At 71.7% G+C, this 14,001-nt stretch carries 10 protein-coding genes; 3 read left to right on the top strand and 7 right to left on the bottom strand.

Features of this window, described 5'->3' with window-relative positions:
- The first annotated feature begins 11 nt into the window (after positions 1-11).
- Complete coding sequence (locus tag AB0G14_RS17680) at positions 12-1,958, top strand: trypsin-like peptidase domain-containing protein (protein WP_357698490.1); 1,947 nt, start codon at positions 12-14, stop codon at positions 1,956-1,958.
- A 68-nt stretch (positions 1,959-2,026) separates the two neighbouring features.
- Here the strand turns inward: AB0G14_RS17680 and AB0G14_RS17685 are convergent, their stop codons facing one another.
- Complete coding sequence (locus tag AB0G14_RS17685) at positions 2,027-3,004, bottom strand: acyltransferase (protein WP_357698492.1); 978 nt, start codon at positions 3,002-3,004, stop codon at positions 2,027-2,029.
- A 191-nt stretch (positions 3,005-3,195) separates the two neighbouring features.
- On the opposite strand from AB0G14_RS17685, the gene AB0G14_RS17690 reads away from it, so the two are divergent.
- Positions 3,196-5,409 carry a sialate O-acetylesterase gene (locus AB0G14_RS17690; protein WP_357698494.1) on the top strand — a complete coding sequence of 738 codons (2,214 nt, stop codon included), beginning with the start codon at positions 3,196-3,198 and terminating at the stop codon, positions 5,407-5,409.
- A gap of 49 nt (positions 5,410-5,458) precedes the next feature.
- Here the strand turns inward: AB0G14_RS17690 and AB0G14_RS17695 are convergent, their stop codons facing one another.
- The 6 genes from AB0G14_RS17695 to AB0G14_RS17720 all read right to left on the bottom strand — a co-directional run bounded on the left by AB0G14_RS17695 (position 5,459) and on the right by AB0G14_RS17720 (position 12,989).
- Complete coding sequence (locus AB0G14_RS17695) at positions 5,459-6,772, bottom strand: O-antigen ligase family protein (protein WP_357698496.1); 1,314 nt, start codon at positions 6,770-6,772, stop codon at positions 5,459-5,461.
- Position 6,773: 1 nt separating this feature from the next.
- Positions 6,774-8,138 (bottom strand): oligosaccharide flippase family protein, encoded by a 1,365-nt coding sequence (locus AB0G14_RS17700; protein WP_357698498.1) that lies wholly within the window; start codon positions 8,136-8,138, stop codon positions 6,774-6,776.
- Positions 8,135-9,205 (bottom strand): glycosyltransferase, encoded by a 1,071-nt coding sequence (locus AB0G14_RS17705; RefSeq protein ID WP_357698500.1) that lies wholly within the window; start codon positions 9,203-9,205, stop codon positions 8,135-8,137. The genes AB0G14_RS17700 and AB0G14_RS17705 overlap by 4 nt, the downstream gene beginning before the upstream one ends.
- Positions 9,205-10,161 (bottom strand): glycosyltransferase, encoded by a 957-nt coding sequence (locus AB0G14_RS17710; RefSeq protein WP_357698502.1) that lies wholly within the window; start codon positions 10,159-10,161, stop codon positions 9,205-9,207. Before AB0G14_RS17710 ends, AB0G14_RS17705 begins: the two co-directional genes overlap by 1 nt.
- Before the next feature lie 126 nt (positions 10,162-10,287).
- On the bottom strand, positions 10,288-11,826 hold the full coding sequence (locus tag AB0G14_RS17715; RefSeq protein ID WP_357698504.1) for a sugar transferase: 1,539 nt from the start codon (positions 11,824-11,826) through the stop codon (positions 10,288-10,290).
- A 113-nt stretch (positions 11,827-11,939) separates the two neighbouring features.
- Positions 11,940-12,989: an LCP family protein gene (locus AB0G14_RS17720; protein WP_357698506.1), complete on the bottom strand. Its 1,050-nt coding sequence runs from the start codon at positions 12,987-12,989 to the stop codon at positions 11,940-11,942.
- A 176-nt stretch (positions 12,990-13,165) separates the two neighbouring features.
- Here AB0G14_RS17720 and AB0G14_RS17725 point away from each other — a divergent pair, with 176 nt between their 5' ends.
- Positions 13,166-13,999 (top strand): class I SAM-dependent methyltransferase, encoded by an 834-nt coding sequence (locus AB0G14_RS17725; protein ID WP_357698509.1) that lies wholly within the window; start codon positions 13,166-13,168, stop codon positions 13,997-13,999.
- Positions 14,000-14,001: the final 2 nt, after the last annotated feature.

Raw genomic sequence — 14,001 nt, forward strand, 5'->3', positions numbered from 1 at the left:
GAGGAGTGCACATGCAGCCGGAAGGCCCCTACAGGTTCACCCACGTGTTGGGCGGATCTCCGGTCGGAAAGGCCTGGGCTGCCATCGACGGACAGGGCCGCCTCGTCACCGTGGCCGTCCTGGACGCCGCCGTCGCCGCCGCCCCCGGCTGGCGGGAGGCGTTCGCGGGGATCGCCGACTCCCTCGCGGAGGCGCAGGCGCCGAACGCTGTGCCGTACACGTACGCCGACTTCTCGGCCGCCTCACCCTGGGTGGCGTACTCCTCCGAGGTGGGTCCGGGGGCCGAGAAGCTCTTCCGGGCACTCGGCGTCGAGTACGAGCCCGCGCCGGCCGCCGCGCCCCCCGTCTCGGCCCCTCCCCAGCAGGTCTCCGCAGTCCCGCACCCGGTCTCCGGAGCGCCGCATCCGGTGTCCGGACTGCCGCACGTGCCGTGGGCGATGCACACCAGCCCGGTCTCCGCCCAGCCGGCGTCGGCGGCCCCGCATCCCGTCTCGGCCGCGCCCGCCTCGCCCGCCGGGGCCGATACCGTGGCCTCAGCGGCGCCGGCCGCCGGCCCGGCCCAGCCGCAGGCCGCCCAGGGAGGCCCGGTCGAGGTCCTACCGCACGACCCGTTCGCCGCACCGGTCCGTCGGATCCAGCCCTCCGGCCCGCCACCGCGCCGCACCGGGCGCTGGATCGCCGTCGCCGCGCTTCTGCTGGTGGCGGCATTGGGCGGCGTGGTTGGGGCCTGGGCGGTCACGGCCGGCGGCTCGGGTGAGCCGGCGAGCCCGCCCACGGCCGCCTCCACTGCCTTTCCGACCGCCACCCCGGTCAACCCGGGCCTCAAGCCCTGGGCCCAGGCGGCCCTCTACAGCGCCGAGGAGCGGGCGCTGGCGACCGCTGCGCCGTCCATGGTCTTCGTGGAGGTCATCTTCACCGGCTATGTCAGGAACAAGCAGAGCAACGCCCTGCTGCGGGAGGCGCCCGTCACGTTCAGCCGGCGCTGCAGCGGGTTCGTGGTCAACCACGACGGACACGTCCTCACCAATGGTCAGTGCGTGCAGCCGACTGAGGACATTGTGCTCGCGGGCGCCCTCTCCGCCCTGGCCAATGTCCTCGTCAGCGAGAAGGAACTCGCCGCGGCGGAGGTGCCCGCCTACACCCGGGCCAGGATGAAGACAACCCGTTTCACCGGCACGGAGGCCACGACGGCCCCCGAGGTCAAGCTCTTCGGACAGTTGAACGCCGCCAAGGGAGACGTCACCGACAGCCCGGCGATCCCCGGCACCGTCGTCCAGGCACTCGGGCTGGAAGAGGGAAACCTCGCGCTGGTCAAGCTCGACCAGCAGAACCTGCCCGCCGCCGAACTGAACCCCTCCGCCACCATCAGCCCGGAGACCCCGTTGCTGGTCCTGGGCTACGGCACCACCGACGCCAGCTTCCGGTCCGCCACCTACACGGTGCTGTCCAAGCCTGTGCAGGTGACCGGGGTGGACGCCCAGTCACCGGTCAACGCGTACCGCATCAGCGAGGACGTCGGCCTGTACTCCCGGGGCGGGATCGCGATCGACCCGCAGGGTCGCGTCGTCGGGTTGCTCGACAACGACATCCTCCGGCCCGACAAGGCCAACCGCCTGGTTGTGCCGGTTTCCACGATGACCGGTCTGCTCGACGCGGCGGGGGTGCAGAACGCCCTCGGTGAGCACGACAAGCTCTACCGCTCCGGCCTGGACGCGTACTTCGCGAGCGACGAAGCCGCCGCGATCACCCGTTTCGACGGCGTGACGGAGAAGTCCCCGGCCAACCTGTTGGCGCAGGCGTACCGTCAGGCGGCCGTCGACAGCGGTGGGGGCGAGGGTGGCTCGTCGGACCGGCCGGGCTGGGCGGTGCCGTTGCTCGTCGCCAGCGGTGTCGTGCTCGTGATCGGGCTCGTCGCGCTGATCGCGATGCTGTTCAGCCGACGGGGGAACCGGGCGTAGGGCCGGGCCCGCCGCGTACGCCAGGACGTCGGCCGGCCGGGTCGGTCCGGCGACCCGGCATCGCCGTCCTACGGCCGGCGTCCGCCCGTCCCGGTCAGTTGCGGACCGAAGCGCGTCCCCAGCACGGCCAGCGCGAACGCCCAGGGCAGCACGAGGGCCGCCGCCAGGTCGACCCAGCCGCCGTCCGGGCCCGTGCGCAGAACCCACAGCACCGCCGCGTGGCTCAGCACGACGGCGATGCCGCACGCGGCGAGTCGGCCGACGAGGCGCGCCGCGGGCACGCCGACGCGCTCGTCGAGCGCCTCGGCCAGCAGGATGAATCCGCAGCTGAGCAGCGTCGCGGTCAGCACACCGAAGACCGGTTTCCCGAAATCGCCGGCCTTGATGTCCAGCGAGCCGCTCGCACCGATCAGCACCAGACCGGCCCCGGCCGACACCATGCCGGCGCCCATCCCGGCGGACAACCGCGGCCGCAGTTGACGCAGGTGGCGACCGCAGAGCACGAACAGCAGGCAGGCCGGGACGAGGAACAGACCGAGGGGCCCGGCCGTGACCACGTTCGGAGCGAGGTAGGCGGCCAGCAGCCCCACCAGGGCCACCCCCCAGCTGACGGCCGTTCCGAACCGCTCCAGCCAGCGGTAGGCGACCGCGATCAGGAACAGCACGGAGACGAACCAGAACGCCGAGAACGGCCGTACGGCGGCGGTGCCGCCGTACAGCGCTCCGCCGAAGGTGTCCGATCCCACGCCACCCTTCACCGCCGCCACGGCCGCGAGCATCGCGAGCAGGATCACCAGCCAGGCGAGGTACGGCACACCGAGGGTCTGCCACCGCTTCCGCAACTCGCCGCCGATCGGGCGGCCGGCCGACCAGAAGTAGCCGGTGAGGATGAAGAACAACGGGACGTGCCAGGTGTAGATGACGGCCCGCGTGGTGTCGTCGATCCAGACATGACCGACGACGACGGCCGCGAGACCGATGATCCGGAGGGTGTCGATGCCGACGGACCGGGTGCCCACCGTGGGCGTGGAGGTGGTGGCGGCCATGGCGCGCATCATCGCAGACAACGACGACCAGTCATGTCGCGCCCCGTGCCGACCGCCGCGCCCTCCTGACGGGCCCCGACGGGTCACGCCGGGGGCCGCGGTGCGGTCGCAGGTCCCGGGCGCGGACGATCCGTCGCCCCGCATCGCATAGCCTTGCCCGGACGAACCGCCCGACCAGTGGAGGTCCGAGGGTGTCCGATCCTCTCTCCCCCTTCCAGCGCCTCCGGCCCGTACCCCGGAAGGTCTGGATCGCCGTGGGGACGGTCGGGCTGCTCGCCTCCGCACTGGCGGTCGTCGCGTGGCCTTCGTCGCCGGTGGCGACGCCGCCTGCGGCGTGGTCGACGTCCGGCGACGACCGGGCCCGGCCGACGGCCGCCCCGGTGGACGGGACGACGTGCGCGGCGAACGTCTCCGGCATGGCCGACTTCGTCCCGGTCGCGGCGGTGGACCTGCCCGACCGCGTCAACTGGGCGAACCGCAACCCGACGTACGCGTTCGACCGCACCGAGGTGACCCGCGGCTTCGACCGGGTCGGCTACTGCCTGGAGCTGACGGGCCCGGCCGGCCGGCAGTGGGTGTGGACGGCGATGGCGCCGTTCACCACCGACGCCCGTCGCCTGGGTCTGCCCACCCGGCGCGGCCAGATCGTCCGGCAGCGGGTCAGCGACCTGGAGATCGCGTCCAACGTCGAGGGCCTGCCGGCCGGCACGGGGCTCCCCGGCTACCTGGAGATGTGGCCCAACTCGTACAACGCCGGGGCGTCCGGCCAGATACCGGGTGCCTCCGCCGGCCGCTTCGACGCCGACGACGACCTGCGGGGCGCCATCGGGTACGGCTCCTTCCAGGTCCACCTGGTCGCCCCCACCCGCCCCTCCGCCGTCCCGCCGCAGACGGTGTTCGCGGTCAACGGGTTCACCTCGAAGAGCAATCCGTTGTCTGTCGGCATCGGTACCGCGCCGGACGGTCACCCTGACTGGACGCTGTCCGACAACGCAGGCGCCTTCACCGAGCGTCGGCTGACGGTGTACGCGCGACCGTCGGTGCTCACCCTCGACCAACATCCCCGCGACCGGCAGTTGTACCCGAGGGACGCCGAGAGCGGCGCCGTGGTCCCTGTCATCGGCAAGGTGCACGACGCCCGGGTCAGGGCCGTACGACTGAAGGTCACCAGCGGGGCCGAGGGGTGGGAGGACACCCTGCCGGTGACCAGCGCCGGTGATTTCACCTTTCGCCGACGCATCGTCGCGGCGCTGCGGGAGTACCGCTTCGAACTGCACGTGCTGGGTGATGGCCTGAGCCGCCGGGTTGGCCTCTGGGACGGCGTCGTGGCCGGTGACGTCTACGTTATCCAGGGCCAGTCGAACGCCGTCTCGGCGAAGTACCGGGGATCGTCAGTGGGGGAGGAATCCGCCTTCGTCCGCAGCTACGGATCGTCTACGGCGGACCGTACGTTCTCGGCGTCGGACCGAGGGTGGAACTACGCGGTCAGCGAGGCGATCCGGCAGCCCGGGTCGGTCGGCCAGTGGGGGATCCGGATGGCCCACCGGCTCTCGGACACCTACCAGGTGCCGGTGGCCGTCCTCAACGGCGCCGAGAACGGGAAGCCCATCTCGTTCTTCCAGCGCAACGACGTCAGCCCCGGCGACATTGCCACCAACTACGGTCGGCTGCGGCAACGCCTGACAGCCGCCGGGGTGATCGGGCGGGTCAGGGCCGTGCTCTGGTACCAGGGCGAGTCGGACAACGACAACGCCACCAGGCACGTGGCTGGCGTCACCGCCCTGCTCGGCGACTGGCGGCGGGAGATCGGTATCGACATCCCCGGCGGCAGCCGGTACTACGTCTTCCAGGTGCGTACCTCGCCCTGCGGTGACAGCAGCACCGGACGGCTGCGGGAGGCCCAACGGCGGATGGGCGACACCCTCGGCGTGACGGTGCTGTCCACCAACGGCCTGTCCGGCCACGAGGGCTGCCACTTCGCGTGGGAGCAGGGCTACCGCGAGCTGGGCGATCGGGTCTTCAGTGTGCTGGCCCATGACCTGTACGGCGGCCCGGGCGACGGAGTGGCCTCCCCCGACCCGCGGGCGGCAGCCTTCGGCAACGCCGAGCGCACCGAGGTGGTCGTCCAGTTGCGCGACGACGACCCGCTCACGGTCCAGCCGGGGGCCCAGGCGGACTTCCGCATCAACGGCAGCACCGTCACCGTCACCGGTGTTGCGTACCGGGACGGCGGCCGGCTGGTGCTGACCCTCTCCGGCCCACCCGCTGGCGCGACCGGCGTGAGCTACCTGGGCCACTCCGGGGCGGGACCGTGGATCGTCAACGGCACCGGCGCCGGGTTGCTGACCTTCCACAACCTGCCGATCGCCGGCAGCGCTCCGCCAGCCGTCGCCTCCGGAGGCTGACGGCACCGCGCTACCGCGGCGCCGGTCCAGGCGGCCGGTCGGCGGCTGTCTAGGACGCCAGTCGGCGCCGCGCCGCCCACCGGCCGTCCGGTCGGTCGGCCGCGTCCACGGGCCCGGAACCGCGGACCTCCGCCGTGGCGGCGGCCGAGGTGGTCAGCATGAGCGCGACGTAGATCCACGACAGCCCGTCAACGGAGAGCGGGTTCCAGACCACCTCGGTGAACGAGTAGACGACGAGCAGCACCACCGGCGCCTTCGCGGAGAAGGCCCGGCCGTCCGTGACGGGCCCGTGCAGCAGGGTGGCCGCCCAGAGGCCCCAGAGGGTCAGCGCCACCAGACCGCCGGAGAAGATGACCAGGACGTAGCCCGAATGGAAGAAGTGGGTGGGCGCCTCGCCGATGTCCCGCAGGTAGTACCACTTCGACACGCCGGCGCCGGTGGCCTCGGCACCGGCGATGTACTCGCGGGCGGCCATCCAGATGTTGCCGCGGTTGCTCAGGGTGGTCTTCGACGCGCTCCAGGTCAGGTAGGTGGCCAGTGCGAGGGCGGCCACCACCAGGGCGACGCAGAGGGCGAAGTTGATCCGGAAGAACTGCCGCCGCCGTTCGAGGACGAGGCTGCCGAGCACCCAGACGCCGGCGGCGGCGAGGGACAGGTAGCTCGTGCGTGAACCCGTGGCGACGATGATCAGCAGGCAGAAGGAGACCGTTGCCAGCAGCTCCAGCCGCCGCATCGCACACAGGCTGGCGACCAGCGTGAAGGACGCGAGCATGGCGACGTAGTTCTCGGAGTCATAGAAGCTCTTGAACAAGGCCCCCGCTACCGAGCACTTCTCCAGCTTTCCGGCGGTGCAGGCCCGCCACGCCTGCCCGGTGAACAGCGTCGGGATCGTCATGATCGACAGGACGGCCAGACCCATGAAGACCAGCGCCCGCGTGTTCAGGGCGGTGCGGCGGGACATCAGGACCAGGGCGACCAGCAGCAGCGCGGAGGCCGCGTACGCCGCGAGCCGCGAGCCGTACAGGCCGGCGCCGACGAGGCTGTCGACGGCGAAGCACCAGGCGAGCAGCGCGCCGATCATCAGCAGCGAGATCCGGAGCCAGATGTCGGCGGGGCCACGCAGGCTGCGGCGGCCCGACACGATCAGCCACGCCAGCAGGCAGAGCACCAGCAGCCCGATGAGCGCCGAACTGCGTTCCCCGGCGAGCACCGGCGCGGCGTTCGTGAGCACCGCGAACCCGATGAGCGCGACCGCCGCAGCGCCTTCGCCGAACGAAGCGGCGACACGCCGCCGGGCGCGTACCAGCCAGACGGCCACCGCGACACCACTCGCCGTCAGCAGGAAACCGAAGAGGCTGACCAACTCAGACCCTTTCACTGTCCGTCGCCGCGCGGGCGCCCGGGTGCCGGCGGAGCGAGGCGAGGAGGCAGCCCCACAGCAGTATGCCGAGGAGCGCGTCACACACCAGGCTGGAGACCACGGCGCCCTGCCAGCCGTAGGCGGGGATGAGCCAGACATTCAGCCCCGCGTTGACGACACCGACCACGATCTGGCAGACGGTACGACGGCCCTGCATCCGGCTTCCCGACAGGGTGTCGGCCGCGAGGTAGTGAATCGCCTTCAGCACGAGCAGCGCGCTCAGCCCCTGGAGCGCCGTCTCGGCCGCCGCGAACTCGGTCCCGAAGACGTACGGCATCACCCAGGCGAACGCGACGAGCGACAGGCTCGCCGGCACCGCGAACCCGAGGTAGCGCGGCAGCAGCCGTCGGGTCAGCGCGAACGCGGCCCGGGGACCGTCCCGGCCGGCCTCGAAGAACTTGGGGTAGGCGACCGCCGCCATGGAACGGCCGGGGGTGTACGCGAAGTCGACCACCCGGTACGCCGCGGCGTAGATGGCGGCGCTCTCCGGTGTGCTCAGCCGCGACAGCATGACCTTGTCGAGGTCGTTGTAGACCGTCTGGGCCGACAGGCCGACGGCGAAGAGCATCCCGGCCCGTGCCTGCGCGAACGCGCCGCGGCTGTCGAACGGGAACCCACCCGATCCGCGCAGGCCGTACCCGATCACCAACAGGCCGATGACGGCGGAGAGCGCTGCCGACGTGACCGCCCAGGTATGCAGCGTCATCGGGTCCGGGCCGGCCAGGCCCAGGGCCACCGCCCCCGCCAGCCGCGCCACGTGCAGGACGGCGGGGATGATCGACGCGACGAAGACCCGACCCCGGGCCTGGACCGAGGCCGCCACCACCTCGACGAGACGCCACGCCACCAGGTCCGCGAAGGCGAGACAGGCCACGTCGACCACGCTCACCTGGGCGCCCCAGATGGCCACACCCGCGGCGGTCACCAGCACCGTCGCGCCTGCGCCGAAGACCGTGGACAGCAGCAGGCCCCGGGCGAGGTGCCGGGGCCACTCGGCCGGCGAGTCGGCGTAGTTCTGGAAGATCAGGCTCGGCGCGCCGGCCGACGCGAACGGCGACACCAGGGCGATGAGCGCGGTCACGCCGACGAACAGCCCGTAGGTGCCGATCGGCATCTCCCGCGCGAGGAGGACGAAGAGCACGCCCTGCGCGACGGTCCGCAGCAGGGTGCCGGTGAAGAACTTGCCGGACTTGCGGAGGAAGCTGTCCCCCCGGCCCCCGATGGCGGAGCTCCGCCGGTGTGACCCCGGCCGTCGTCGGCGGTCGTCCTGGTCCTGCGCCGGGCCGGCCGTTCCCTGAGCCAGGGTCACCGCTGCAACGCCTCCACCCACTGGCGGCTGACCTCGGCGGGATCGAGCGCGGCGCAGCGCGCGTGCCAGGCCTTCTCGAAGTCGGCGGGGCCGGGGCGCTCGCCGCCCTGCGTCAACCTCAGCACCGTTTCGGCCAGGGCCGAGGGGGTGGTGTCCGCCGCCAGCGCCCCCGGCACCAGAGCCGGGATCAGCTCGTCCAGCGCGGGCACCGGCAGAGCGGCGACGGGCAGACCGGCCTCGGCCGCCTCGACCAGGCTGAAGCCGAACGTCTCGGCCCGCGAGGGGTGCACCAGCAGGTCGGCCTCGGCGAGGAGCCCGCCGACACCCGGCACCCTGCCGAGGAACGTCGCGCGGCCCTCCAGGCCCAGGTCACGTGCCTGCGTATGGAGCAGCTCCCGCTCCTCGCCGTCGCCGGCAAGCGTCAAGTGGTAGTTCTCGGGCAGGAGGGCCAGGGCGGAAAGGGCGCAGGAATGGTTCTTGTACGGGCGGAACGCCGCGGTGGTGAGGAGTTGGATGCGCCGACGGTCGACGACCTCGCGGGGCGCGACGAACGGACGGGGCGGCAGCGGGTTGGTGATCGTGACGACCGGCTGCCCCGGCGCGAGCTGCTGGACGGTCCGCGCGACACCCCCGGAGACCGCGACGACGAGCCGGGGGCGCAGCGCGCCGACCCGGGTGATCCGGGCGAGCGTCCGCACCCGGCGATCGATGCGCAACCGCGCGGGCAGCAGCGAGTGCTCCCACGCGACGAAGCTCCGCCCGGCGCCGGCCAGCGCCGCGCCCACCGGGACGCTTCCCCACAGCCCGCTCGCGACGATCTCGACGTCCGCCGGCAGGGCCTGCAACCGTCGCCGCAACGGCGGGACGGCCTCCACCAGCCGGGTGATCCTGGAGCCCAGGTTGAGAGTGTCGATGCTGAGGTCCTCCAGGCCGGCCGGGACACCCCGCGACAGGACGGTCGCCGAAACCTCCACGCCGTGCGCCTGGAGACCACGGATGAGCAGGGCCGCCGCCAACTCCATGCCGTAGAGGGGCTCCAGTTGGGGCAGCACGAAGTGCAGACGCATCAGTGGGCTCCGTCGGTCGGCAGTGAGCTGGCGGACGCACGGGACTTGCGCATTGCCACGCGCTCCAGGGTGGCACGCGGCACGAGACCGAGCGCGGCCAGCACCGCGTTGCGGGCCGACGGGGCGGAGTTCCGCCGGATCGCGCGCACCATCTCCCGTACGCCTTCGCCGTCCCTGGCCTGAAGGGCATACCGGAGGGTCTGCGCGGCGATGAAGTCGGAGAACGTCTCCGGCGACCACACCCCTTCCCACCGCTTGGCCCACTGCCACGACTGCCGCCAGTCGGCGCGCGCGGAGATGGAGCCGGGGCTGCCGACGGTGTAGACGGCGGTGGCCTCCTCGACCTGCACGATCGTGGCGCCCGGGATGCGGGCGGCACGCACCAGCCAGTCCCAGTCCTGGTGGCGCGGCAGCGTCTCGTCCCACGGGCACAGGGTGGCCAGCTCGTGGGTCGTGAGCAGCGTCGACGTGGGCAACGACTGACGGCCCACGCCGAGGTGCCGACGGCGGAAGAGGTAGTCCTCGGGTGGCATGCCCTCGGCGATCAGCGTCTCCGGGGCGGCCGTCGGCAGCGGTGCGGCACCGGCCTTGCGTTGCAGGATCCGGGACGACACGACGGGCCGCCTGCCGGCGGCGGCCAGCCGGTCGACGACCGGCACCTGGACCGACAGCTTCGTCGGCAGCCAGGCGTCGTCGTCGTCGAGGAACGCCACGTGACTGCCCGGCGCGGCGTGGGCGACCCCGAGGTTGCGTGCGTGGGAGCCGCGTCGTCCGCCGCCAGTGCAGACGATCTCGTCCACGTGCCCCCGCAGTTCCTGCACGGACGCGGGTATCCCGGCCGTGTCGCAGACGACCACGATGCGTACGGACACCCCCTCCTGTGCGCGGGCGGACAGCACCGCCTCGGCGAGGCTGGGCCTGCCCGTGGTCGGGATCACGACCGATACGTCCGGCATCGACTCTCCAAGCGGTCGGCGCGCGGTCGACGGCGAGCGCGCAGAAGGGGGGACAGCAGGGGGTGTTGCGGGCGGCTAGCACTCGTCGATCGGTCTGGCCGGCGGTTCACCGGCCCCACCAACCGGTCAGCGACCACCGCCGCGGAAGACCTCGGCCACCGTGCGGATCAGCACTTTGGCGTCGAGCCAGAGAGACCAGTTCTCGATGTAGTAGTTGTCGAACCGGGCGCGGTCGGAGATCGGGGTGTCGCCCCGCAGGCCACTGACCTGTGCCAGCCCGGTCAGCCCCACCGCCACCCGGTGGCGCATCGCGTAGCTGGGGTACTCGGCCGAGAACTTCTCGACGAAGTACGGCCGCTCCGGCCGCGGTCCGACCACGCTCATGTCGCCGCGCAGGATGTTCCACAGCTGCGGCAGTTCGTCCAGCGAGGTGCGACGCATGAAGCGCCCGATCGGTCCAACCCGCCGGTCGTGGGCGATCGACCAGTTCGTCTGCGACTCGTGTTCGTCCACCGGACGCATCGAGCGGAACTTGATGATGTGGAACGGCTTGCCGTGGCGGCCGATCCGTTCCTGGTAGAAGAAGATACCTCGACCGCCGTCGATGAATGTCGCTATCGCGCAGAGCGCGAGCACCGGGCTCAGTACGAGCAGCGCCGTGGCGGCGAAGACGATGTCCGAGGCGCGCTTGAGCGCCCACCGGGGGCCCGACAGCGTGATGTCACCGACCTTGACGATCGGGATCGCGCCGATGTGGTCGCCGTGCGAGCGGGAGCCCCAGAGCCGGGGCACCGCCCACAGGTCGCAGCTCGCGCTGCCCGGACGGCGGAGGAACTCCATCAGCGTCAGTTCCGGGCAACTCGGGTCCGCGATGATGAGCACGTCGCACTCGACGATCCGCACGAGCTGTTCGAGCTGGTCCAGGGTGCCGATCAGCGGGAGCGCCGTCGGCGCCTGCGGGGGCGCGGAATCGACGCAGCCGACGAAGCGGAGCCCGTACTGGGGGTAGCGCCGGAGGAGGCGGGCGAGTTCCACGGCGATCGGCCCGCTACCGATGATGACCGCGTTGTGTTCCACCCACCGACGCTTGCGCGCGATGGTCGCGAACTCCCGGGAGAAGGCGCGCCCGACGAGGACCAGCCCGGCCGCGAGGGTCACGCCGCGGGCGAAGCCGCCCACGTACGCCGCGGAGTCGTGACGCAGGGCCGCGATGATGGTGACCACCGCCGCGCAGGCCAGCAGGCGCCCGCAGAGGCTCGGCAGCTCGTCCAGGATGCTCACGTGGCGGCGGGCGCGGTAGAGCCCGCCAGCAGCGAAGACGGTCACGGTCAGGGCCGCCATGGCCAACGTCCCGCGCCAGTACTGCTGGGTGAGCAGCAAGGGCGTCAGCAGGGCCGCGACATCGACGGGAGCCGTCATCATCCAGGCCCGCAGCCCACGGGTGCGCGTGGACGCGCGGGAGCCGGCATAGGGCAGCACCGCCGTCACGTCGAGACCCGGACGCGACGTGTCGCCGTCCACCTGCCCACCTGCTGGCGGACCCGACCTCGGCGTGGCGGTCGCGGCGGCGTCCTCGTCGGCCACCGTCGTCACCACGCGTCGTGCCGGCGAGTCATCAAGCCACGCCGCAGTGGCGTCCGGGCCCGTCGCCTGTTGGCTGGACATGGTTGGTCCTTCCCCCGTTTACTGCCTCGTCCAAGTGCATGACAGACCCGAGGCGAACGAAGGATACGACCGAGGCAGTCGCCTCACCAGAGCCGGTACGTCAGTCCGACCTCCTACTTTCCGGTGCTCAGGATCTCCGGCACCGCGTCACGCCGCACGGCGTCGTAGAAGGACTTCGCCTTCTCCGTGTTCGCGAACACGACGCTCTCGCTGCCCACCCGTCCGGTGCCCTTCGTCGGACTGGTCATGAAGACGAGGTTGCTGCCGCGCAGGCCCCGCAGGTCGGTCGCCATGCCGAGCAGCGACATGTCCTCGTCCACCGACACCGCGTTCGACGTCGCCTTCACGAACGAGTTCAGCCTGCCGGGGTTCGTCACGATGCCCCCGGACACGGCCCGGTCCAGGATCGCCTTGATGACCTGCTGCTGGTGGCGGATGCGGGCGAAGTCGCCGTCGGGGAACTGCTTGCGCTGCCGTGAGTAGTCGAGCGCTGTCTCACCGTCCATGCGCTGCATGCCCTGGCGGAATGTCCGGAACGGAGGGTGGATCGAGGTGAAGTTCTTCTCCGAGTTGACGTCGATGCCGCCCAGCGCGTCGATGATCTCCTTGAATCCCGCGAAGTCGACCATCATGACGTGGTCGATCCGCACGCTGGTGAACTTCTCGACGGTCTGCACCATCAAGGGCACCCCGCCCCACGCGTACGCGGCATTGATCTTGGCGTCCCGGCCGCCGTGGTTGCCGTCCTTGGCGCGGGGCACGGCCACCCAGGTGTCCCGGGGGATCGAGATGAGCTGGGCGCTCGACCGGTCCTTCGGCAGGTGGGCCAGGATGATCGTGTCAGTGCGGGAACCCGACGTGCTCTCCGGATCGCGGGTGTCGCTGCCCAGGATCAGGATGTTCATGGCGCCCTTGGCCACCGCCTGCGGGCGGCCCTCCTCCGGAACGTCCGCGAAGGCGTCGACCCGCTCGATGTCCGACTCGACCGAGCGCAGGTAGAGCCCGCCCGCGATCATGCCGGCACCCCCGAGCAGTGCCACCACCAGCAGGCTGATGAGGGCGATCCGCCGCCATCGACGACGCGGCTTGCCATGCCTTCCCGGCAGGGTGTCGGCGTTGTCAGCGACGGGGTCCGGCTCGACGAACTGGTGTGCACCTGGCATGGCGCGATGCTACTTACGCAAGCGAGTGTGCGCGTACCCTCATCCGCTCCGGGGATGGCCCCTCCTCCTACCGGTCAGAACGGTACGGAGACGGCTGGCCCTCGTGTCCCCGCCGCCCAAGCCCATGGTTGAAACTTTTTCCGCGGCTGTTTCCCTTCGCCTGGTAGAACCCTTTCGTGGACGCAACGAAGCTCCGGCGAGCCATCGCCCGCACCCCCTTCGCCCCCGTCGCGGCCTTCCCCAAGCGCCTGGCCCGGGTCGCCCGCCACGACGCCAAGGTGCTGCGCACGTCGGCCCGGTGGCTGCTCACCTCCCGGGAGCACCACAACTACACGTACGAGCTGACCAAGCTGAGCCGGCACCACCTCGCGTGGTTCGTCAGCGTGGTCTGCGACGTGCCCGTCAAGCAGGTCCGCGCGTACTTCGGCGAGATCGAGTCGGACGACGTGCTGCGCCGGCACATCGAGTCCGCCACCGCCGGCGCGGCCCGCCGGGGCCTCGCCGACCGGCACGTCCGCTATGCCCGCCGGATCGGCTGGTACGCGATCGTCCGCGCCACGCGACCGCAGCACGTCGTGGAGACCGGCGTCGACAAGGGGCTCGGCAGTTGCGTCCTGGCCGCCGCGCTGCTGCGCAACGCTGCCGAGGGGCACCCCGGCCGGGTCACCTCGCTGGACATCAACCCCGAGGCCGGCTACCTCGCCCGGACCGCGCCCTGGTCCGAGGTGGTCGACCTGGTGATCGGCGACTCCATCGCCTCCATCGCCGCGCTGGACCGGCCGGTCGACCTCTTCCTGCACGACAGCGACCACAGCCGGGCCCACGAGAAGCGCGAGTTCGAGGCGGTCGAGGGCAAGCTCGCGCCGGGCGCGATCCTGCTCACCGACAACGTGACCGCCACCAACGTCCTCGCCGAGCACGCCGAGCGCACCGGCCGGAAGTTCCTCGCCTACCGGGAGACCCCGGCCAACCACTGGTACCCGGGGGACGGCATCGGCGTGGCATGGTGACC

The sequence above is a fragment of the Micromonospora sp. NPDC023814 genome (assembly GCF_040639595.1).
GTDB lineage: Bacteria > Actinomycetota > Actinomycetes > Mycobacteriales > Micromonosporaceae > Micromonospora.

Coding starts and splice junctions, on each gene's coding strand:
- AB0G14_RS17680 (WP_357698490.1), top strand. CDS start 12: ATGCAGCCGGAAGGCCCCTACAGGTTCACCCACGTGTTGGGCGGATCT.
- AB0G14_RS17685 (WP_357698492.1), bottom strand. CDS start 3,004: ATGGCCGCCACCACCTCCACGCCCACGGTGGGCACCCGGTCCGTCGGC.
- AB0G14_RS17705 (WP_357698500.1), bottom strand. CDS start 9,205: ATGCGTCTGCACTTCGTGCTGCCCCAACTGGAGCCCCTCTACGGCATG.
- AB0G14_RS17710 (WP_357698502.1), bottom strand. CDS start 10,161: ATGCCGGACGTATCGGTCGTGATCCCGACCACGGGCAGGCCCAGCCTC.
- AB0G14_RS17715 (WP_357698504.1), bottom strand. CDS start 11,826: ATGTCCAGCCAACAGGCGACGGGCCCGGACGCCACTGCGGCGTGGCTT.
- AB0G14_RS17720 (WP_357698506.1), bottom strand. CDS start 12,989: ATGCCAGGTGCACACCAGTTCGTCGAGCCGGACCCCGTCGCTGACAAC.